The following is a 22010-nucleotide window of genomic DNA, read 5'->3' as shown; positions in this document are numbered from 1 at the left end:
AGCATGTTTGATATGGCGAGAAGGATGTGCGCTTCGTTCGCCGCCGTGGCGGCGATGGCGTCCCTCGGCATGGTGGCGCAGACCGCTGCGTCGGGCGTCGCACAGGCGGCCGATTCGGGAACCACGCCCATGTACCGTCTGTACAACCGCAATTCCGGAGAGCACTTCTACACCGCCAACCCCGACGAGCGCGAGCACCTGCTCTACGAGCACTGGCGCGACGAGGGCATCGGCTGGATGGCTCCGAAGGAGTCCGACACGCCCGTGTACCGTCTGTACAACCCGAACGCGGGCGACCACCACTACACCGTGCGTGCCGCCGAGCGCGACTACCTCGTCGAGCACGGCTGGAACTACGAGGGCATCGGCTGGTATTCGGACGACGACGAGCGCGTGCCCCTGTACCGCCAATACAACCCGAACGCGGTCTCTGGCGCGCACAACTACACCACCAGCGCCGCCGAGGACGATATGCTCGTCTCCCGCGGCTGGAACGCCGAGGGCGTCGGTTGGTACGCCGTGGCCAAGGGTCAGGCGCAGCAGGCCGTGACGATGGACAAGGACGGCTCGTACGCCTCCATCGAGGGCTATATGAGGCTTGACGGCGCCGGCACCGGCTACCATTCCAAGATCGACATCTCGGACAACAAGGGCGCCGTGGTCTCGTTCGGCATCCAGTACGAGAAGGACATCCATCTGGCGTACCCGCGTCTCGCGTCCAACGTCGCGTTCCTGGTGGAGAACGTGACGTCCCACTCCGACGAGCCGGGCCCCGAGGGCAAAGAGTACCTGTACCTGGACGAGGCCCCGCTGAACAAGGACGTGAAGGTGCGCATCTCCTGGTATCGGGACAACTCGATCAGGTTCTACGTGAACGACCTCGAGATCGTGCGCACGAGGACCCGTCTGGTCCGCCCGTTCATCTTCGCGGCCGAGGGCAGCGTGGCCAGGAACGGCGATTCCATCGACGCCGGCATCCATGACGTGCGCATCAAGGTCGGCAACGACTCCTCCTCGTACGGCACGATGGGCGAGTGGAACGACCGCAACGACTACTTCGGTCTGGACGCCATCATCTCCAAGTACGGAGCGAAGATCGACCAGCAGGGGCCGTACTTCACGCATGGCGGCCACGTGCAGGGCGCCGATTTCGTGTTCCGCGGTACGGCCGACATCCCGGGCGTGGACGCGCAGGGTCAGCCATGGACCTGGGACACGAGCTTCGAGACCGTCGAACCGAACACCGGCGAAATCGGGCACCCGCTGTCCGCCATCGCGAACATCGCCCAGTACCGCGAATCCTCCGACGACGACTCCGAGTGGTGATGTGTGCGGCGGCATGTCAGGCGGGCGCCTGTATGTCGCCGCATCCCCCCTATAATCCATTTTCCAGTGGGTTTCGCGTCGCCGTGAATTCCCTACACCAGTAATACGAGGAACATCACGGGAGACATCTGTGCAGGTGACTGATGTTGCGGCCCTGCGGGCCAACGTGCTCAGGCGCGTATGGTGGTTGCTGCAGGCCGTCATCTGCACGTGGCTGTCCTGGCAGGCCGTGCTCATCCGCTGGAACCTGGGGCACAACCTGCCGTTGGACGGGTACAGGAGCACGCGCAATCTGTTTGATGACTGGCTGCTCATCCAATACGCGCAGCTCGAGCGGCACTTCCACCCGGTCACGGCCTGGGACAAGGCGTTCGCATTGGCGAAGACCATGTCCTTCCCCTATTTCCTCAACGCCATCCGAGATCAGGGGATCCCCTACCGCACCGCGTTCACCGGGTTGTACGTCATAGGCGCGTTCGTCGCGACGTTCGGCCTGTGGCGGCTGTGGCGTCGTCTTACGCGTATTCCGAGCCGCAAGGCCGACGCAAGGGGTGTGCGCGGATGGCGGCCGCCGGTGTGGTTCTGGCATCTGGCGTTTCTGTTCCTGCTGTTCTCGCCGACCGCATTCGAGGATGTGTCCGGCATCAGAATCTACAGGGAGGCTCTGCTGCCGCCAATCGTCATGCTGCTGGCCGGATTGGCGATGGCGTTTGCCGCCGGATTCCTGCCGCGCGCCCGGTCCCCGTTCGACCGGCGATGGTGGGTGCTGTCCTGGCGGTTCGGCCAGTGGGTGGCGCGATGGGCGCTGCAGGTCGCTCTCGGCTTGGCGCTGGGCGCGGTATGGGCGTTCTTCTGGTTCATCAAGGAGTCCAGCATCTGGCTCGCCCCCATGGCGGGAGCGGCGTTGCTGGTATCGGTCGTCGGCATCCTGTGCACCGCATTCGTCCGGGACGGTAGGCATATCGTCGTGCGTCTGGTGGCCGTCATCGCGGCCTTGGCCATCGTGGCCACGCCGCTCGTCGTGTTCGACAAGAGCGACAAGGCATACCGTCAGGTCAACGTGGACAACTACGGCGTCTCGATCGCCTCCTCCCGCACCGAGGGGGAGATCGCCGGATTCTTCCAGCGTCTGTACAACATCCGCAGCAAGGACCGTACGATCAAGCAGTGGGCGCCGAGCTCCGTGATCGAACGCGTATACGAGATCTCGCCGACGCTCCAGTCGAAGCCGGCGCTGCTGTGGTACATGTACGAGGAGGGGTTCCTCGGCTCCGGCTCGTGGGACGGCACCGCCACCAAGGACATGGGCGTATGGGCTGTGCACTGGGACATCGCCTCCCTGCGGCTGTTCCGCAATCAGAAGGAGACCCAGCGGTTCTTCCACAAGGTCAATCAGGAGATCGACGCCGCGCATCTGCCGCAGCAGACCAAGGGGTTCTCACCGTCGGCCTCCCTGGGGCCCCTTACGCTCGATCAGATATGGAGCATGAGCCCCTCGTTCCAGACCTCCGCGAACAGCGTCCTGTACTGGGACGGCTACACCATCAACAAGCCCTCGAAATACGTGTGCTCGACGGACCCGGGCGACGACGCGTCGCTTACCAGACGGAAGCTGGCCAAACGCTGCGCGACGGTCGACAAGACAATCGGCGAGAAACTCCCCACCTCGGTCAAGGACCCGACGGTGAAGAGGCAGCGCCCATACGTGGCCCAGGCGAGACGCATCATCGAGGGATACCAGGCGTATGCGCCGACGCTGGTCAATCTCGGCATCGCCGCTCTGGTGGCGTCTCTGCTGCTGATGCTGGCATGGCCGCTGCGGCGTGTCAGCCGCGACTGGAACCGCAGGGGCATGGCGCTGTGGGGCTTGTTCCTGTCCTTCGGGGTCTGTGCGGTCGCGCTGATCCTGGCCACGGCGTGGATCACCTACCCGACCAGCGACGACCTCATGCACCTGCACAGCAAGCTCTACACCGTGGGCATCACCCCTCTGGTGCAGATTCTCGAGATCGCCGCCTGCCTGTTCCTGCTGCAGAGCGTCGTGGAGACCGCGAAGCTCGTTTGGCGCAGCTATCTGAAGTGGCTGACCGTGAGCATGGCGGAATCGCCGGTGCTGTGCCGGCCCGTGGAAATCGAATGGCCCGCGGTGGAGCCGGAGACGCCGGATTCACCTGCGCATCCGCATGGGCCTCGTAAGGTCAGCAAGAACAAGGCGAGGAAGAACCACCATCACCATCCGAAACGGTGACGGCTTTCACCTGTCACAGGCTCTTCCAGGCGACTCCCTCGCCATGCCAGCCCGCGCGCTGCACACTGTCGTATTCCGCACGATTCGTGGTGTACACGTGTTCTCCCGAGTTCGGGTTGTACAGACGGTACACGTCGGTCGTCGCCGAACCGTCCACGTACCAGGCGATGTTCTCGTTCCGCCAGCCGCGACGGACCAGCATGTCATGCTCCGCCTTGTTCATGGTCCAGTTGTGATTGCCGTCGTTCGGATTGTACTCGCGGTACACGGGCGTCAGGTTCGCGGAACCGGTCGCGGCGTTGAACGAGACGTGCTCGTCGCGCCATCCCTGACGGACCAAGGAATCGCGTTCCCCGGCCGAGATCGTGTAGTGGTGCAGTCCGGAGTTCGGGTTGTACACGCGGTACACCGGCTGCTTCGTGACGGCGGACGCCGCCTGCACCTGGATCGGGAAGATGTACGATTTGCCCTGCCCGGAGACCTTGATAGTCGAGATTCCCGCCTTCAGCGCCTTCAAATCGCCGCCCGCGGTGATGCTGGCCACCGACGAATCCGAGGACGTCCATGCGCCGCGGAACTCGTACCTGCCGGACAGATACACGAGCGACGCCGTGGCCTGGATGGAGGTGCCCTCGTTGACCATCACCGGCAGATTCGACATCACGCCCCTGTTGAGCAGGGAATCAGACACGTTGACCTCGACGGTCCTGGCGCCCTCCCAGTTGGTGGGCTCGGTGGAGGTGTCCGCTGTGTTGCCGGAGGAGGTCTCGCCGGCGAACACGTGCTTCCAGTCGGGGCTGGACGCCTGCCCGAAGCCGTATCGCCGGACGGCGGGGTCGATCAGCTGCGTGTAGTGGCCAGTCTCGCCCGTGTCCTTGCCCGAAAGATGGTTGATGTAGTCCTGCTTCTCCGAAGCCCACTGCGAATCGATCGCATAGACGATGTCGCTGCCGCCCCACGCGAGGATCTCGCCGTTGGCGCCGATGCCGTTGTACGTCGCGGTGAAGCAGCTCGACCCGTTCGGACGGGTATGGTGCAGGTCGTAGTCCGCGGCCTCCACGGCGCGCTGCACGGCGATGCGCTCCAACGCGTTCGACCACTTCGGCGACAGATACTCCTGCTCGGACATGCCGATCTTCGACAGATACTCCTTCACGCTCCAGCTGGAGGTGACGCCGTCCACAGTCCGCTCGATCTTGATGCGGCCGTCGTTGAGCGCGTCCCGGCGCCACTTGATGACATGGGCGAGCGCCTTGGAGTACACGTCCTTCTGGTTCAGGGTCTCGTTGGCATACACGGTGGTGCCGCCGCCGAGCTCAACCCCGAGGCCGGACACGTACGAGGCCTCGGCGGCCATGGCCACGATGGGAGTCGCCGGTTCGCCCGCCATCGCCGTGCCCTGCGCCGATGCCATGCCGAAGAGCATGACGATGACCGTGATGAACGAGGTGATGCGTTTCCCGAAATGCCTAGCGATTCCCATGGCCGTTCCTTTCCTGCTTCGAGCGCCAGTATAAAACGCATCAGCGAAGAGGCCTCCCGCCATTCCGTCACGGCACAACTCAGGACATACCGGGGCGTCGGATCTCGGATGCGCCGCCGCCGTCCCGAAGGCGAAACCACAAGCAAGTCGGCGGGGAGGAAAGTCTACACTGGTGCTGTCAGCATGACGCTGCACAGGAAGACGATGAAGTTAAGGGGTACATATATGTCTCATGTATTCGCGCGCCAAACCAGTAGAATCACGGCACTTGCCGTAGCCGCCGCGGCGACCGTCGCGCTGGCGGTCGCACCGGGGGCCGTTGCGCCCGAAACGGCGTCCGCGGCCGACGGAACGGTGTCGATGTACCGCTTGTACAATCCGAACTCCGGCGAACACTTCTACACCGCCAGCACGCAGGAGCGAGAGACCCTGCGCGACGCCGGCTGGAACTACGAAGGCATCGGCTGGCAGGCCCCGTCCCAGTCCGACGCTCCGGTCTACCGTCTGTACAACAAGAACGCCGGCGACCACCACTACACGGCGAACGCCGCCGAACGCGACAACCTGGTCCGTTCCGGCTGGAACTACGAGGGCATCGGCTGGTACTCCGACACGCAGAAGCGCGTTCCGCTGTACCGCCAGTACAACCCCCATGCGGTCGCCGGATCGCACAACTACACCACCAACGCCGGCGAACGCGACAATCTGATCCGCGCCGGCTGGCATGACGAGGGCATCGGCTGGTACGGCGTCGGCGGTGGTTCCGCCGCTCCCGCCGAGACCCAGACGAACGACGGTGCGTATGCATCCGTCGAAGGCGTGATGAACCTGCGCGGCAGCGGTTCCGGCTACCATGCGAAGCTCGTCATGTCCGGCGGTGGATCGGTCGTGTCCTTCGGCATCCAGTACGAGCAGGACATCCACTACGCGTACCCGCAGTACCCGGGCAACACGGTCTTCCTCGTGGAGAACGTGATGTCGCACGCCACCCAGGCCGGCCCCGCGGGTAAGCAGTACATGTATCTGAAGGCCGCCCCGCTGGGGCAGGACGTCAAGGTGCGCCTGTCCTGGTACAAGGACAACACGGCGCGCTTCTTCGTCAACGATCAGGAGATCGGCCGCACGAAGACCACGATGGGAGCCCCGTTCATCTTCGCGGTCGAAGGCAGCGCCGCGCGCAACGGCGACACCATCAACGCCACGGTCAGGAACGTGACGGTGAAGGCCGGTGACAGCGCCGCATCCTATGGCACGATCAGTGGCTGGAACGACGGCAACGACTACTTCGGCCTCGACGGCACCATCACCAAGCAGGGCACCGTCAACGATGAAGACGGTCCGTTCAGCACGAATGGCGCACCCAGCTACGGCGTGGACGTCGCGATCAACGGTCGGGCCAACATCCCGGGCAACGGCCCCGACGGCAAGCCGTGGACATGGGACACCAGTTTCAGCGCAGTGGATCCATCCACCAACACGACCGGACACCCGCTGTCCGCCGTGGTCAACATCGCGCAGAAGCGCTGAGTCCGCCTGACGCCTGATTTCGCAGCAGCCCTCCATGTGTATTTGGATTGCACATGGAGGGCTGCTGCCGTTGAATCGGACATTTCATCGGACACCGTTATCGGACATGTCCGATTAATTCCGCTCATCCTGTCGCGAATGCAATCTTGCTCGTACTTCCTGTCCCGGTGTCCCTAAAAGAAAGGTTCCTGAAGATGACAGGAAATACTAGCAAGTGGCGCGCGCCGCTCGCCGGCCTGGCCTCCGTCGCGATGCTCGCGACCATGGGCGTCGCCGCGTCGACCGCCAACGCCGCGTCCAGCGTGCCGAGCACGGTGCCGGCCTTCGGCTCCGTCGTGAAGAGCGGCAAGTACGAGATCAAGGTCTATGATGCCGCCAAGCCGTACGACGGCGCTTCGGCCTACAACTTCTGGAAGTACTACGGCGAGGCCCTGAGGTCCTCCGATATCGATTCCTACGCGGGTTCCCACAAGGTTCTGGACTACCTGTCGTTCGATAAGGACGGCAACAACAAGGTCTCCACCCCGTACGTGGTGACCGGTGACGTCAAGCTGTACGCCCACTTCAAGGACGCCGTCAAGGTCACGTTCGACAAGGACGGCAACCCGAAGACCACGGCCGGCAACACGACCATCACCATCGCGAAGGGCACCGGCCTGACCGCCGACGAGTACGCCGAGATCGGCGGCGATTCCTTCGCTGCCCCGAAGTCCGGCTACGAGTTCGCCGGCTGGACGACCGAGGGCACCCTTGATTCCTCCTCGTCCGACGCCCTGTACACCGGCGCCGCGCTGAACGGTGACACCGTGCTGTACGCCCGCTACGCCAAGTACGACAGCTCGGTCCCTTCCGTGAACACCGGCAAGGACCTCGCCAAGGTCGACTTCTACAAGTCCGTCAACGACACCGCTCCGATTACCGGTGACTTCTACACGCTGAACGGCTACGCGTTCCCTGAGTTCCGCGCCCCGTTCGCGGCGGGCTCCTGGAAGGTCAAGGGCAATCTCGAAGGCGCCGACTACGACTTCTCCACCCCGGTGAAGAACGACGACGATAACGCCGGCACCACCGACACGACCCTGTACAACGTCACCTCCGCCGGCGCCCAGAACGTGACCGTCAAGTTTGATCCCAGGACCGCGAAGTACACGCCGGATGACATCAAGACGACCTCCGACCAGACGATCGCCGAGCCGACCGCCCCGGTGCGCGCGGGCTACGTGTTCACCGGCTGGTACACCAGCCCGGCCTACGGCAACCCGAACGCCGTCAAGTACGACTTCTCCAAGACCGTCGCGGGCAACTTCTCCAACCCGACCCGCACCGTTACCCTGTACGCCGGCTGGGACGACGTGAACGTCTCCGCCCTGCTGTTCAACCTCGACTACTGGGATTGGGCGGGCAACCCGGCCCAGCAGGTCCTGTTCGTGAACCCGGCCGAGTCCGTGACCCTGCCGAACGGCTGGGAGGAGTACTTCCAGACCACCGCTCAGCAGAACGCCGCCAAGGGCGAGTACACCGCCAAGAAGCTGACCGGCTGGTACGTCGGCGTCGACAAGAGCAACACCGTCACCAAGTTCACCGCTGGGAAGGCCCTGAACGTGACCGCGTTCACCGCCAAGTGGACTGGCGCCTCCTCCATCAAGCTGGTCGCCAACGGCGGCAAGTTCGACGGCAACACCACCGTCAAGTGGGTCACCAAGGAGGACGGCCAGAAGTGGGCTGATGTCGTCGTCAAGCCTTCCCAGGACGGTTACGACTTCCTGCAGTGGCGCAATGATGACGCCACCACCTACGCCCAGAAGGACGACGGCACCGTCGTGTCCAAGGGCGAGGGCCAGCTCATCGCCAACCTGTCCGACGGCTACTGGTACACCATCAAGAACGGCAACGAGAAGGACGCCAAGTTCGGCAAGATCCTCTCCGGTTCTGCGTTGAAGGCTGAGTGGAAGCAGTCTGCGGTTGGTGGCATCGAGGGCTACCGCAACCAGTTCAAGCTGCAGTTCGGTAACAAGAACCAGGCTTCCGACGCGCTGACTGTCGCCGCGTACGGCTACACGGACGCTTCCGCGAAGGCCTACGTGGCCGCGGTCAACGCCCTTGAGGACGAGTACGCCGCGTACAATGCGCTGCCTGAGGGCCAGGACAAGATCGATGCTGCGAAGGCTCTTGCGGCGAAGTATGAGGCTGCTCAGGGTCTGCTGGTGAAGTCGAACGGTGCGGATGTGCCGGACGGTAAGGTCGCGGTCTACCGTGCGTTCAACCCGAACGAGACCCGTGGCGGCTCCCACCTGTACACCACGAGCTTCGCGGAGTACTCCAGCGTGGTGCGCGCCGGCTGGAAGGCCGAGGGCGTGCAGTTCCAGACCACTTCCAGCAAGAAGGCCGAGCCGGTGTACCGCGCGTACAACCCGAACGACGGCTCGCACTTCTACACGCTGTCCCAGGTCGAGTTCAACCACGTGATCAAGGCCGGCTGGAAGGACGAGGGCGTGGCCTGGTACGTGGCCAAGGACGCGTCCGAGAGCGTGCTGCGCATCTACAACCCGAACTCGGGCGAGCACGTGTTCACCCTGAGCAAGGCCGAGGTGAACCACGCGGTCAAGGCCGGCTGGAACGACGAGGGCGTGGCCTTCAAGGCCTACGCCAAGTGAGCACCCAGGGTCCGGATCCCCGGCGGCCTGACGGCCGACGGGACCGGGCTCCCGGCCCACCGTTCCGACCCTAACGGTCCGTAACGCGAGGAGGGTGTCCCGCAGGATTCTGTTCCTGCGGGACACCCTCCCCTTTTGTTTTCCGCGCGCATGCTCTCATTCGCGCGTATACGACGGAGGAGGTCTCCTCCCGGTATTCCCCGGGAGGAGACCTCCTCGCATGTGTTATGGCTCTACTCTAGGAGTGAGGGTCATTGTCACTTGGTGAAGTGGTAGACGGCGTTGGCGTTGTTGTCCCACTTCCATCCCTTGGCCACGACCTTGGTGCCTTCGTCCTTGCCGACGTAGGCGTGGGCGGGGCCGTTGGTGTTCGGGTTGTAGATGCGGTACACGGCCTCGGAGCCGTTCTGCGGGGTGTAGAACTTGACGCCCTCGTTGTTCCAGCCGACCTTGGCCAGGGACTGGGCCTCGCCCTTGGTGGTCAGGAGGTGCTCGCCCGTGTTCGGGTTGTACACGCTGTAGACGCTCTCGCCCAGGTTCGCCGGGACGGCCTTCGGATCGCCGGCGTAGGTGCCGGTGTTGGCGACGCGGGTCTTGACGGCGTTGAACTTGTTGCCCTCGGCGGTCCAGCCGAGCTTGACCAGGGCCTCGTACTCGGCCTTGCTCTTGGTGTAGTAGTGGTCGCCGTTGTTCTTGTTGTACGCGCGGTACAGCGGGGCCGTGCCGGTCTCGACCAGCTTGGACTGGAAGCCGGACAGCTCCTTGATCAGGGCGACGATCTCGTCGCGGGACAGGGTGCCCTTGGCGGCCTTGTCCTTCTTGTAGGTCTGCCAGTCCTTGACGTACTGGTCGAACGAGGCGGCGGTGAAGTACGGCTGGGATTCGTCGTCACCGTTCTTGTAGTTGGCGGCGTCCTTCTTGAGGTAGTTCTCCGGGATCTTGTTCTCGTAGTCCGCGAGGGATTCCTTGGTGCCGAGCACCCAGTTGGCGGTGTACGTGGTCGGAATCTGCTGCGGGGCGGAGCCCTGGGACCAGATCTGGCCGTCGAGGGTCAGGTTCACGGTGAAGTTCTGCCACTTGATGGACGGGGTCCAGTTCAGGAACTCGTAGCCGCCGTCGCGGGTCGGGTCGGACGGGGCCTTGAAGGTGTCGCCCTCGGCGTACTTCTGGGTGGTGTAGGTCTTGTTCGCGGTCGGGTAGCCGAGGTTGTAGGTCACCTCGACGTATTCCGGAGCGTACACCGCGTACACGGTGAGGTCCTTGTCGACGGTGCCGTTGAACAGCTTCACGTCCTTGACGAAGGAGCCGCTGGTGAGGGAGGAGTCCGTGGTCCAGCCGAGGAACTTGTAGCCTTCCTTCGCGGCGGGAACCTCGTGGGACGGCAGGGCCTCGCCGGCCGGGGCCTGGACGGTGTAGGAGTCGTTCTTCAGCGCGCCGAACGCCGCCCCGGAGGTCTGGACTTCGTACGTCACCGTGTAGGTGGCGGCGGCGCCGGTGATGTCAAGCCACAGGGTGGTGTCGGTCTTGACCGGGTCGGAGAAGTCCCAGGCCTTCTTCGTGTCCTCGTTGGTCCACGCGGAGGCGGTGTAGCCGCCGTCCTTGCTGGCGGACTGCTGCGGGGCGGTGCCCTTCACGTGCACGTCGACCTTGGCGTCGCCGTTCAGCTTCCAGCCCTTGGCGGTGTTCTGGCTGCTGATCTTGTACTCCACGACCTTGGCGTTGGTGTCGAGGTTCTCGCGCAGGCTGAGGACCGCGGTGCCGGCGGGCTCGGGGGAGATCAGGTCGGCCAGGGCGTCGCCGGTCTTGCCGGACAGCGTCACGTCCTCGTAGTTGCCGTCACCGTCGGTATCCGCCTGATAGGCGGAGAACAGCTTGTGGTTGCCCTTGTTCTTGTCGGCGGTCGCGGTCTGCCATGCGGCGACCGAATCGGCGCGGTTCAGGTAGAACGCGTTGCCGTTGGACTCGTAGTAGCCTTCTGCGAACGACGTCTCGGAGGAGGTCGGAAGCTTGACCTGAACGGCCTGGTCCAGCTGCGCGTAGTGCGCGTACAGGTCCTTCGGGGCGCTCGTGGACAGCTCGGCCGCCGGGTCGTAGGCCTCGCCCGCGTTCGGGGAGGTGTACCAGCCGGTGAAGACCCACTTGGAGTTGACGTTGTTCATCTCGGCCATCGTGGATGCGCCGTACAGCTCCGTCTTCAGGTTGTTGTCGTTCGTGGCGTCCTTGACGACCTTGACGCCGTCCTTGTCGGCGCCGAAGCCCTTGGCGTTCGTGTAAGTCGTGTCGATATGAAGATTGACCTCGGGCACATCACCCACGGCGGCGTTGGCGGTGCTGGCGGCGACGCCCATGGTCGCGAGCATCGCGACGGAGGCCAGGCCGGCGAGCGGCGCGCGCCACTTGCTAGTATTTCCTGTCATCTTCAGGAACCTTTCTTTTAGGGACATCGGGTTTTCCATGGAGACTCTCTCCATCCCGAATGCATCCTTTTTTACCCCTACCCCTTGGACATTGTCAACCTAGGGTCCGTTCAGCCTTCTTCCGAAGCTGTACGTTGTCTACCAGTTCCCCTTGCTTCTCCGGTCAGGCAATCCTCATCTTTACCAGCTCATGAAAAGCTTGATTCCAGTGCTTTCGCGTGGTTTTCCGCCGGTATCGGCAGCCTCTACGTAGTGTTTTCGCACTCAGTGAGCATTCAGCTCTCAGTCAGATTGAGAGTCCCTGTCGGTTTCCTCTGTGTTACAGCACCATATAAGGATCACGTATAACGTGGGCGTGTCGCCATACTGACGTCCATCTCATCATTCGGAGGCAGCCGAGCTCGCTAACAGCGAACACGCACAAGGATCGCGTTTATGTCCACGTTCGACCTTACTCTTCTTTTCAGGCGCAGGATTTGTGTGCGAGCACGGGTTTTGTACCTGCAGTTGTAATGCATGACGCAAATGCATTGCGCTTTTCGGGACATCGCGGTGTCGTTAGCCTCCACAGGCCAAGGTCTGTGGAGGCTAACGACATTCTAGAGGGGTTTAGCAACAAGAAGGGGCAGGCAATGGTGCCTGCCCCTTGCGCTATCTGTTCCGACTGCTGGTCATCTCATCCATTAGTGCGCCAAGCGACGCCCTCCTGCTGCCAACCGGCCTGACCGACCTGCTCATACTCGTCGGCGTTCGTTGTATAGACGTGTTCTCCGGAATTCGGGTTATACAGACGATACACAGGGTTGGCAGCCTTGGCATCCACGTACCAGGCAACGCCTTCATCCTTCCACCCCTGCGAAGCGAGAATCAGCCGTTCGCCATTCTGCATGGTGAACAGGTGGTTGCCGTCATTGGGATTGTACAGACGGTACACAGGTGATCCGCTATCCGAGGCCAAGAACGATACACCTTCATATCGCCAACCGATGGTAGCGAGGGTGAGCGCCTCATTATATACAGTCGTGTAATGGTGCAACCCGCTGTTGGGGTTGTACAGACGGTACACGGAATTGGCCGCTCCCTGTTCGACGATCGCGCGCGCGTACCCGAATGCGTTCAGATCGACGTTGCCGGTGATGCCGTTCACCGTGCCGCTGCTCGTGTACTGCCAAGCGCGATCGTTCGTGGAGAAGGAAAAGCCGCTTCTGGAGCCATAGCTGGCCACCCAACGGGTCTTGGACCAGATGTTGCTGGAGTTCAGCGCGGTCTTGAGATATGAGGTGTAGGAATAAATGGACAGGTTGTTGTAGCCTGCAGCCTGCAGCTTTTCGTACCAAGCATTGGCGATCGCATCATAGACATCGGGGTCGGTCGGGGGCACATGACCCGTCCAAGACCAACGCTCGAGATCATAGTAGACGGGGAACGTCATATCGCTCGGAGTCACACCAAGCTTGCGCAGCAGATTGACGACGTTCGCACCTTCCTTGGCAGCTGTAGTGGCGTCATATGCATATGAATAAAGGTATACGCCGAATGGAATGCCGAGCTTCTTGAGTGTGCTGATGTTGCGCGCGGCCTCGGTGTCCAGTCCGTTGCCCCAACCGTAGCCGATACGGACGATCGCACCTTCCACACCATCATTCTTCGCGGACTGCCAATTGATGTTCTTCTGCCATGCGGAAACGTCGACCACCCCTTTGGCCGACTGGACGAACAGTTTGCCGCTTCCCTCGAAGAATGCCTGAGTGCCGTTGTAGGTACCCCAGTACGCACCATACTCGTTATTATCTAGGGCAATGGGTTTGGTGGAAGATGCGGAAGACTCGGAATCACCACTGGCCTTCACCGCGTCCTTGACCTCGCTGGCCTCGACCGGGATGAACGACTCGCCGTCGGTCTTGGCGAGCGGATCGGGCTGCTCTGTCTTGGTGCCGACCAGCTCGGGGTCGGTCACGGTCTTGCCGGTCTCGATGTCCTTGAGCTTGCCGTCGGAGGTGACCGCATGGTTCTCGGACACGATGGTCGCATCATCCGGAATGCTCGAAGCGACCTTGTCGGGCAGTTCCGCGTCCGGATTGCCGGGCATCGCGTCGGTCGAGTCGTCGGATGCGGGCTGGGACTGCAACGTCACCGTCGTCGGCGCATCGAGATCCGTGTCGCGCAGCGGCTGTGCGATCGCGGGCAGCGCGAACGTGGCCGTCATCGTTGCCGCGGATACGGCGGCTATGAATTTCGCCAGATTGGACATAGTTCTTTTCTTCCCCTGGACCTTCCTTGGTGCGAATAGCATCTTCCGCTGTCCACTCTAAGCGACGTTCCTTGAGACGAAGGGGTGCCCGACCATGACTCTGTGCAAAATGTGAACAATCGCACGCGTTCGCGCACACGACCATCCCATACCTGACAGTCCTGACAGTTGTCTGTGATCCATGTCCACCCACCGATCCCCCATTCGCATCGCGGCCGCGGCGGCGAAGGGGGCTCGCATGCCGTCGGGCGTAGGGCCGCATCGTGGCCTACGGAGTTACGTACCTCCGGCAATCGCCTACGCTGGGAATCGTTCGTTGGGGCGAGCGGCATCGATATAACGGAATATCGGAACGCGATATCTGGCACCCATGCTCGAGGAATCATGGGCTGATCGTGTTTCTTCCGGATCGCGCCAATGACGAGCGATCACTCGATCACACCAATCATCCGGTCTTGGCGCCGCACCGTACGGTGCCGCACCATACGATCGCGTGGACCGTCGCACATCCGAACCGACGACCCGCGTGACCCGGTCGGTCACGTCGCGCAACGATGCGCACGTCGTTTGACGCACGAACGCCCGGACTCCTCCCCACAAGGGAGCAGCCGGGACGACGCGTCATCCCCAAAACGACGGGCGCAACCATGCGCGACGCGCCTCCGACGGCATCGGCCGGACAATCGCCGCATCACCACGCTCGAACGAACGTTCATCAACCCAAATCCGATCCAATCCGACCCGGCTCCGTCGTGGCATCGTCGCCACGACGCCGGGTCCCGACCAATCGTTTCGAAGAGAGAAGAGACGATGGAAAGGGGGCAATCATGCCAGCACGTAAGAAGGAGAAGCCGCGCGCGCCGAAACTGCGACGTCCGCTTCCCGAGGACCTGCCCGACCTGTACCGCATGTACTCCGATCCGCGCATGTGGTGGAACCAGCCCGGCGCCCCGCACAAGAACATCCAGTACACCAAGCTGATGCTGAACCAGTGGCTCGCCGACTGGCGGTACGAGGCGATCGGCCTGTGGGTGGCGCGCGACGCGATCGACCGGTTCCTCGGCGTGGGCGGCGTCAGGCGCTGCGGCAAGGCGTGGAGCCTGCGCTACTGCGTCAGCCCGCAATACTGGCACTGCGGATACGGCACGTATCTGGCGAGCGCCGGGGTCGCGGCCGCGCAGTACTTCGACAAGGATCTGCCGGTGTTCCTCGCCACCCTGCGCGACAACTTCACGTCCTGTCTGATCGCCGACAAGCTCGATTTCGTGCACGTGCGCAACGATTTCGAGCAGGTCACCGGCATCGGCGCGCGGCGCATCTACGCGAACCGCATGGTCAGCACCGAGGCGATCCACGACTTCCTGATCGACAGGGCGCGGCTACTGGACTGAGGGACGCGACCACAGGCCACAGGGACCGTACGCCCATGTCGACCCAGTGTACGGTTCCCGTGGTCATTCATCGACTACCCCCGGAATTCGTACGCTGAGTCCGGATCAGTGTACGGTTTTGCGGGCTCGGCGCCGATTGACCACGCGCAACGTACGCCGGGATCATCCCAGCGTACGGTCCCCGTGGTCGGGGCATGACGAAGCCGCACGGAACGTACGCCGGATGTGAGTCGGCATACGGTTCGTGCGGCTATCGCCGGTTCCCGACGTCTCAAGGACGACCGGGATATGGTCGGGCCGGTCATGAACCGTCGAAGACAGGTCCGACCGACACCGACCAGACCCGGCCGAACCAGTCGGCCAGAGTCGACCGGTCAGTTGGACGGGACCTCGCCCTCCTGGGCGTGGTCGAAGTTCGGGACGTTCTTCGCGTCGAACTTGTACACGCCGATGTTGGCGGAGCTCGGGTCGTTGCTCTTGTTGAACGGGCCGATGCCGGTCACGCCCTTGTAGTGGATGTCCTTGCCGGACTTAAGGGCGGCGAGGCAGTCGGCGTACGTCTTGCACTCGGTGCCGTCGTTCGCGCCGGAGACAGCCGCCATGTTCTTCTGGATGGTCTCGCCGTCGGCGGAACCGCCCTTCTGAGCCGCGAGCGCGGCGAGGATGATGCCGTCGTAGGTCTCGGCGCCGTAGGTGAAGGTGGAGATGTCCTTGCCGTACGCGTCGACGAGCTTCTTCTGGAACTCGTCGGACGCCTGGACGCCCGGGATGGTGCCCTTGGAGCCCTCGAGGAGCCCCGCGTCGAGGTCCTTGGAGTAGTCGGCGGTGTTGCCGTCGACGAAGTAGAGCTTGTGGGTGTCGATGCCCTGCGAGGCCATCTCCTTGACGAGCGGCTTGGTCTGGTCGAATGCGACGATGGCGATCGCGTCGGGGTTGGACGCCTTGATGGCGGTGACGATCGACGAGAAGTTCGTCTCGGTCGGGTCGAACGCGTCCTTCTCGCCGTAGACGACGTTGACGCCGGCGTCCTTGACGGTCTTGACGATCGTGTCGCGCAGGCCGGTGCCGTACTCGTCGTTGAACACCGCGACGGCGAGGTTCTTCACGCCGTCCTGGGCGATGACCTGGCCGAGCACGGTGCCCTGCACGGTGTCCGGCGGGACGGTGCGGAAGAAGTAGGGGCTCAGTCCCGAGAAGTCGGAGCTGGTGGCGCCCATCGACAGCATCGGGATCTTCTGTTCGGTGATCGACTTGTACACGTTCTTGACGACGGCGCTGGAGGCCGGTCCGATGACGAACGACGGCTTCTTGGACAGGACCGACTGGGTGGCGGACGTGTTCTGGTCGGCGTGGTCGGCGTCGGACGTATCGGCGTCGACGGTCGTGATGTCCTTGCCGAGGACGCCGCCGGCCTTGTTGATGTCCTTGACGGCGAGCTTCTCGGCGGCGAGTTCCGGCGGGGCCAGGTAGGCCAGCGAGCCGGTCTCGGGCCACAGACCTCCGAGCGTGAACGTGTCGGTCTTGCCGGAACCGGAGTCGCCGGAACCGGACGACGAGCCGGCCGAGCCGCAGCCGGCGAGCGCCATGACCGCGGCCGCGACGGCCGCCGTTGCTGTGAACGCGAGCTTCCTTGAATTCAACATGTGAATCACCACTTCCTCTCAAGCCCTTGCGGGCAATGGTGTTTCGACTTGTGTGATTGCCGATCGACGGGCCGCGCCGCGATTGCATTGCCGCGGGCGGGGCGATCGGTTGATGGGATTGCGAGTCGCTGATCTGTGATTGTTCATCTTCCCGAATCTTGTGACTCACCATAGCCGCGGGTTGATTCGGAAAGGTTGTTCCCATGTAACCGCCGCATGACATCCGAAAACCGGCGGAAACATGGGATTCAGCGGCCTTCTGCAAGAAGGTCGTTGATGCGTGTGGCTTCTAGGCGCACCGAGGGATACGCTGAGCCGTATAGAGGACAGCCCGGTGGGCTGTCCTCAGGCGAAGTGAGCGGCTATGCCGCGAAGGTTGCGCGAAGCGCAACAGGCACGTCGACCGAGGAGCAACGACGAAGACACACCATCAGCGGCCTTCTTCTTTGACTTCCTCTTCGAGATTTCCAAGGTAGAGGCTGATGACCTTGGGGTCCTCGAGCAGGTCGCGCCCCTTGCCGGAGTAGGCGTTGCGACCCTGGTCGAGCACGTATCCGCGGTCGCAGATCTGCAGGCAGCGTCTGGCGTTCTGCTCGACGATGATGACGGAGACGCCGGCCTTGTTGACCTGGCGCACGCGGATGAAGGTCTCGTCCTGGAGCATCGGGGAGAGTCCGGCGGACGGCTCGTCGAGGAGCAGGACGGACGGGTTCATCATCAGGGCGCGGGCCATGGCGACCATCTGGCGTTCGCCGCCGGACAGGGATCCGGCGAGCTGGTCCTTGCGCTCCCCCAGCTTCGGGAAGATCGAGCACACGTAGTCGAAGCGCTCGTTGAACTTCCGCGGGGCCTGGTAGGCGCCCATGTGCAGGTTCTCCGCGATGGTCAGGCTCGGGAACACGTTCTCGGTCTGCGGCACGAAGCCGACGCCGAGCGAGACGAGCTTGTCGGCGCGGAGGTTGGTGATGTCCTCGCCCTTCAGGATGAGGTGTCCGGAGTGGATGTGGACCAGTCCGAACAGGGACTTGAGGAGCGTGGACTTGCCGGCGCCGTTCGGGCCGATGATGCCGACGATCTCGCCCTTGTGCAGGGTCAGGGATGCGCCGTTCAAGATGTTCACGCCGGGGATGTATCCGGCGACGAGGTCGACGGCGTCGAGCAGAGGCTCGCCGGCCGGCTCCCCCACGTGGATTTCGGAGCGCGGGCGGGTGTCGGCCGCGGACCCCTCGGCGGATTCCATGGTTACGTTGGGTACGGTTGCGGTATCGGTATCAGTCATGGTTGCGACTCCCCTCAGTCCGTTGCGCGGACAGCTCCCCTCGGCGCGAGGAGCCAGAGATCATGGTGCTCATTTCGTGCCCTTCCTCTCGATGTTCCCGGATTCGGCGTCCTTGACCACCGAGTCGTCGCCCAGGTCGATGTTGGCGTGGGCACCGAGGTAGGCGTCGATGACGGCGGGGTCGTTCATCACGGTCCTCGGCCGGCCCTCGGCGACGATCTTGCCCTCGGCCATGACGGTCACCCAGTCGGCGATGTGGCGGACCATGTTGATGTCGTGCTCGACGAACAGCACCGTGGTGCCCTCCTCGCGCAACGCCATGATGTGGTCGAGCAGCGACTGCTTCAGGGCCGGGTTGACGCCGGCCATCGGCTCGTCGAGCATGACCAGCTGCGGGTCGGACATGAGCGCGCGGGCCATCTCGAGGAGCTTCCTCTGGCCGCCGGAGAGCGATCCGGCGAAGTCGTCCTTCTTCTTGATGAGGAGGAACCGGGCGAGCAGCGCCTCGGCCTTCTCGATGTTCGCCTTCTCCTGACGCCGCCACAGGCCGGGCACGAGGGCGCGGAACATGCCCTCGCCGGGCTGGACGGGCGCGCCGAGCAGCATGTTGTCGAGCACGGTCAGACGGCTCATGACCTTGGTCAGCTGGAAGGTGCGGACCATGCCCATGCGCGCCACCTTCTCGGGCTGCACGTGAGCGAGGTCGCGTCCGTCGAACTGCCAGGTGCCGGTGTTCGGGGTGTCGAATCCGGTCATCAGGTTGAAGAACGTGGTCTTGCCGGCGCCGTTCGGGCCGATCAGGGCGGTGATGCCGTGGCGTTCGATCTCGAAGTGGTCGACGTCGACGGCGGTCATGCCGCCGAACCGGCGCGTGACGTGGTCGGCCACGAGGATCGGGTCGGGCTTGTGCACGCCGGGCGTGTTCGCGACGAACTCGAGGTCCTCCTGGACCTTGTCGCCGAACGCGGTGGAGATGAGATGCTCGCCCTCCGGCGCCTTGGTGGCCCACTGGGCGAGGTCGTGGAACGGCCTGCCCGGTTCGGTGGGGTTCACGTCGGTTTCGGACAGGTTGGACGGCGTCACGCCGGCGATGGTCTCGGCCGGTGTCACGCCCGCCGACGTCGTTTCGATTGTTTCACGTGAATCACGCATTGAAGGCCAGCTCCTTTCGGTCTCCCAGGATTCCCTGCGGTCTGAAGATGACCAGGCACATCAGCGCCACGCCGACGATCACCCAGCCGAGCGACTCGACCTGGTTCGACGAGATCACGGTGTCCGGGATCGCCCCGCGCATGAGCTCCTTGACGAACGTGAGCAGCACCCACAGCAGGCAGGAGCCGATGATCGGGCCGAAGATCGTGGCCGCGCCGCCGAGCAGCAGGATCGTCCACGCGTAGAACGTGACCGCGCGGCCCAACGAATCGGGCTGGACGGAGCGCGGCAGGACGAAGACGATGCCGCCGAGCGCGCCGAAGATGCCGCCCAGGATCAGGGCCTGCATCTTGTAGACCGTGACGTTCTTGCCCAGGGACCGGATCGCGTTCTCGTCCTCGCGGATGCCCTTCAGGACGCGGCCCCACGGCGAGTGGAACCAGCGCCAGCACAGGAGAGCGGCGATCGCGACAAGCGCCCAGGCCACGATGCGCAGCCACCACGAGTCGGCGATGTTGTTCGAGTACGTCCACAGCAGGACCGTGGTCGACTCGTTCGGCAGCGGCGAGAGCGACTCGAACTGCGTGGTGAAGTCCTGCGGTGAGATGCCGGCCGAACCACCGGTCAGCTTGGTCATCGCGGTCGACCGCCCGATGATGCGGATGATCTCGGCGGCCGCGAGCGTGACCATCGCGAGGTAGTCCGGGCCGAGCTTCAGGGTCGGGATGCCGAGCAGGAGCGCGTAGATCACGGCGAGCGCGATCGCGGCGCACAGCGAGGCGAACAGGTTGCCGCCCATCATCTGCACGATCGCGAACCCGTACGCGCCGAGCAGCATGAATCCGGCCTGTCCCATGTTCATGAGGCCGGTCATGCCGAAGTGGATGTTCAGTCCGATCGCGGCCAGCGCGTACGCGGCCGTGGTCGGGGCGATGAGCTCGCCCAGCGTATTGGTGATGACGGTCATGAGGTCCATGTCTCAGCCCACCCTCTGCTGCTTGCCGAAAATGCCCTGCGGACGCACCAGCAGGACGATGATGAGAATCGCCAGCGCGCTGGCGTACCGCATGTCGTTGGGGATGACGAGCGAGCTCATGTCCGCGACGACGCCGATGATCAGGGATCCGACGAGCGCGCCGTTCGCGGTGCCGAGGCCGCCCAGCGTGACCGCCGCGAACATGAGCAGCAGCAGGGTCGCGCCGGTGTTCCACGAGATGCCGTTGAGGTACACGCCGAGCAGCACGCCGGAGAGCGCGGCCATCGCGCAGGAGATGATCCACACGATGCGCACGACCTGTTCGACGTTGATGCCGGACGCGGCGGCGAGCGCGGCGTTGTCCGAGACGGCTCGGGTCGCGCGGCCGAGTCGCGTGTTGTACAGGAACAGGCTCACGCCGATGATGACGACGATCGCGATGCCGGCGGAGATGAGCGTCGGTGCGTCGGTCGTGACCGGGCCGAGACGGAAGCTCGCGGGCACCGACTTGACGATGCCCTTGATGTCGCCGCCGAAGAAGAACTGGAACAGGTACTGCAGGGCCATCGACAGGCCGATGGTGACGATCATCTGCTGCATCGTGCCGACGCGCTTGCGCCGCAGGGGCGCCCAGACGATCTCGTTCTGGATCCAGCCGGTGAGCGCGCCGACCGCGACCGCGAAGATCGCGGCGGGGACGAGCGGCCAGTGCAGGATCTGCGTGCCCACGTACGCCATCAGGCCGCCGAGGCTGACCTGCTCGCCGTGGGAGAAGGAGCTCAGGCCGGTGGTGCCGTAGACGAGGTTCATGCCCACGGACATGAGGCCGAGCATGAGGCCGAAGATCACGCCGGAGAACAGCTGCTGCCAGAATCGGGCGCCGATGTTGGCGCCGAGCGACGAGCCGCTGGTCTCGGCCGTGCCGCTCGTCGCGCCGGTCGAGCCGCCGGACTTGCCGTTCGCGGCGCCGGTCGACGCGCCCGCGCCGGATCCCGCGCCGCCGTTCGACTCGGCGGGCGCGGGCTTGTCGAAGCGGACCACCTGCCGGGCCTTGTCGAAACTGTTCATCTTGATCTCGACCGTGGCGGTCGCGGCCTTGAGGCCGTGCTGCTTGGCGACCGACTCGTCCATCGCGACGGTGTATTTGCCGTCCTTGGACACGCTGAACGCCCAGTTGCCGTTCGCGTCGGTCGTGGTCGTCGCGCTCTCCGCGCCTGACAGGGTGATCGTGATGCCCGCGATCGCGGTCTTGTTCGCGTCCTGCAGGATGCCGTTGACGCATCCGTTGGTCGCGGAGGGGTTACATGTCGGCACCGCCTCGGCGGCCCGGGCTTGGATCGGTTGTGTGATGCATAACGCCATCAGTAGGGTGAAAACCGCTGTGAACAGTAGCAATCCCATTCGATGACGCCGTTGCGTTGATACGGCTGTCATATGAATGTCCTCTCTGGATTTGATTCCTGAATCTAGAGAGGGAAAGGGCGGGCACCGTTATGCAGGTGTTTCTCTTTCGTTTCCGCGCGCTGTGATTCGTTACGTTGGGATAATGAATGGGCTGTGGTTTATCTGTGGGGCGTGGGGCGGTATCTACGATGCCCGACACGCTCCAGGCCGCTCGGCCAAGCCTACGGTCGGGCATCGTACATACCGCCCCGCGCCAGGT

The 22010-nt window shown here is 63.7% G+C and carries 13 protein-coding genes; 5 read left to right on the top strand and 8 right to left on the bottom strand.

Annotation, left to right across the window (positions count from 1 at the left end; genetic code table 11):
• Nucleotides 1-24: 24 nt before the first annotated feature.
• On the top strand, nucleotides 25-1326 hold the full coding sequence (locus JS528_RS04915) for a hypothetical protein (RefSeq protein ID WP_214357962.1): 1302 nt from the start codon (nucleotides 25-27) through the stop codon (nucleotides 1324-1326).
• 136 nt (nucleotides 1327-1462) lie between these two features.
• Entirely contained in the window at nucleotides 1463-3574 is a 2112-nt protein-coding gene (locus JS528_RS04910; protein ID WP_214357961.1) for an MFS transporter, read from the top strand.
• A 13-nt stretch (nucleotides 3575-3587) separates the two neighbouring features.
• On the opposite strand, the gene JS528_RS04905 is transcribed toward JS528_RS04910, so the two are convergent.
• Nucleotides 3588-5057: a CAP domain-containing protein gene (locus JS528_RS04905; protein WP_214357960.1), complete on the bottom strand. Its 1470-nt coding sequence runs from the start codon at nucleotides 5055-5057 to the stop codon at nucleotides 3588-3590.
• Between the two features lie 225 nt (nucleotides 5058-5282).
• Between JS528_RS04905 and JS528_RS04900 the strand changes: the two genes are divergently transcribed.
• Both JS528_RS04900 and JS528_RS04895 read left to right on the top strand, forming a co-directional pair.
• Nucleotides 5283-6584, top strand: a complete 1302-nt coding sequence (locus JS528_RS04900) for a hypothetical protein (RefSeq protein ID WP_214357959.1) — start codon at nucleotides 5283-5285, stop codon at nucleotides 6582-6584.
• A gap of 194 nt (nucleotides 6585-6778) precedes the next feature.
• Nucleotides 6779-9238 carry an InlB B-repeat-containing protein gene (locus JS528_RS04895; protein WP_214357958.1) on the top strand — a complete coding sequence of 820 codons (2460 nt, stop codon included), beginning with the start codon at nucleotides 6779-6781 and terminating at the stop codon, nucleotides 9236-9238.
• A gap of 257 nt (nucleotides 9239-9495) precedes the next feature.
• Here JS528_RS04895 and JS528_RS04890 read toward each other — a convergent pair whose 3' ends face one another.
• Both JS528_RS04890 and JS528_RS04885 read right to left on the bottom strand, forming a co-directional pair.
• Complete coding sequence (locus tag JS528_RS04890; RefSeq protein ID WP_214357957.1) at nucleotides 9496-11655, bottom strand: InlB B-repeat-containing protein; 2160 nt, start codon at nucleotides 11653-11655, stop codon at nucleotides 9496-9498.
• A gap of 676 nt (nucleotides 11656-12331) precedes the next feature.
• Nucleotides 12332-13906 (bottom strand): glycoside hydrolase family 25 protein, encoded by a 1575-nt coding sequence (locus JS528_RS04885; protein ID WP_214357956.1) that lies wholly within the window; start codon nucleotides 13904-13906, stop codon nucleotides 12332-12334.
• A gap of 827 nt (nucleotides 13907-14733) precedes the next feature.
• Here JS528_RS04885 and JS528_RS04880 point away from each other — a divergent pair.
• Complete coding sequence (locus JS528_RS04880) at nucleotides 14734-15297, top strand: GNAT family N-acetyltransferase (RefSeq protein ID WP_214357955.1); 564 nt, start codon at nucleotides 14734-14736, stop codon at nucleotides 15295-15297.
• A gap of 374 nt (nucleotides 15298-15671) precedes the next feature.
• Here the strand turns inward: JS528_RS04880 and JS528_RS04875 are convergent, their stop codons facing one another.
• From JS528_RS04875 to JS528_RS04855, 5 genes are all read right to left on the bottom strand, one after another.
• Nucleotides 15672-16940, bottom strand: a complete 1269-nt coding sequence (locus JS528_RS04875; RefSeq protein WP_214357954.1) for an ABC transporter substrate-binding protein — start codon at nucleotides 16938-16940, stop codon at nucleotides 15672-15674.
• A 430-nt stretch (nucleotides 16941-17370) separates the two neighbouring features.
• Nucleotides 17371-18180, bottom strand: a complete 810-nt coding sequence (locus JS528_RS04870; RefSeq protein WP_214357988.1) for an ABC transporter ATP-binding protein — start codon at nucleotides 18178-18180, stop codon at nucleotides 17371-17373.
• A 108-nt stretch (nucleotides 18181-18288) separates the two neighbouring features.
• Nucleotides 18289-19371: an ABC transporter ATP-binding protein gene (locus JS528_RS04865; RefSeq protein WP_214357953.1), complete on the bottom strand. Its 1083-nt coding sequence runs from the start codon at nucleotides 19369-19371 to the stop codon at nucleotides 18289-18291.
• The gene (locus JS528_RS04860; protein ID WP_214357952.1) at nucleotides 19364-20347 is read right to left on the bottom strand and encodes a branched-chain amino acid ABC transporter permease; all 984 of its coding nucleotides are present in this window, start codon (nucleotides 20345-20347) and stop codon (nucleotides 19364-19366) included. Before JS528_RS04860 ends, JS528_RS04865 begins: the two co-directional genes overlap by 8 nt.
• Nucleotides 20348-20350: 3 nt before the next feature.
• Entirely contained in the window at nucleotides 20351-21781 is a 1431-nt protein-coding gene (locus tag JS528_RS04855) for an ABC transporter permease subunit (protein ID WP_214357951.1), read from the bottom strand.
• Between the last annotated feature and the right edge of the window lie 229 nt (nucleotides 21782-22010).

Origin of the sequence: Bifidobacterium santillanense, from assembly GCF_018555385.1 — a bacterium.
In the GTDB taxonomy this organism is placed as follows: domain Bacteria; phylum Actinomycetota; class Actinomycetes; order Actinomycetales; family Bifidobacteriaceae; genus Bifidobacterium; species Bifidobacterium santillanense.
The sequence above is the reverse complement of the archived record's forward strand: the minus strand, read 5'-3'. Positions and strand labels throughout refer to the sequence as shown.

Excerpts from the sequence above, each read along its gene's own strand:
- JS528_RS04915 (WP_214357962.1), top strand. The coding sequence starts at position 25 with ATGTGCGCTTCGTTCGCCGCCGTGGCGGCGATGGCGTCCCTCGGCATG.
- JS528_RS04860 (WP_214357952.1), bottom strand. The coding sequence starts at position 20,347 with ATGGACCTCATGACCGTCATCACCAATACGCTGGGCGAGCTCATCGCC.
- JS528_RS04905 (WP_214357960.1), bottom strand. The coding sequence starts at position 5,057 with ATGGGAATCGCTAGGCATTTCGGGAAACGCATCACCTCGTTCATCACG.
- JS528_RS04855 (WP_214357951.1), bottom strand. The coding sequence starts at position 21,781 with ATGACAGCCGTATCAACGCAACGGCGTCATCGAATGGGATTGCTACTG.
- JS528_RS04880 (WP_214357955.1), top strand. The coding sequence starts at position 14,734 with ATGCCAGCACGTAAGAAGGAGAAGCCGCGCGCGCCGAAACTGCGACGT.
- JS528_RS04890 (WP_214357957.1), bottom strand. The coding sequence starts at position 11,655 with ATGACAGGAAATACTAGCAAGTGGCGCGCGCCGCTCGCCGGCCTGGCC.
- JS528_RS04865 (WP_214357953.1), bottom strand. The coding sequence starts at position 19,371 with ATGCGTGATTCACGTGAAACAATCGAAACGACGTCGGCGGGCGTGACA.
- JS528_RS04895 (WP_214357958.1), top strand. The coding sequence starts at position 6,779 with ATGACAGGAAATACTAGCAAGTGGCGCGCGCCGCTCGCCGGCCTGGCC.
- JS528_RS04885 (WP_214357956.1), bottom strand. The coding sequence starts at position 13,906 with ATGTCCAATCTGGCGAAATTCATAGCCGCCGTATCCGCGGCAACGATG.
- JS528_RS04875 (WP_214357954.1), bottom strand. The coding sequence starts at position 16,940 with ATGTTGAATTCAAGGAAGCTCGCGTTCACAGCAACGGCGGCCGTCGCG.
- JS528_RS04900 (WP_214357959.1), top strand. The coding sequence starts at position 5,283 with ATGTCTCATGTATTCGCGCGCCAAACCAGTAGAATCACGGCACTTGCC.
- JS528_RS04870 (WP_214357988.1), bottom strand. The coding sequence starts at position 18,180 with ATGGAATCCGCCGAGGGGTCCGCGGCCGACACCCGCCCGCGCTCCGAA.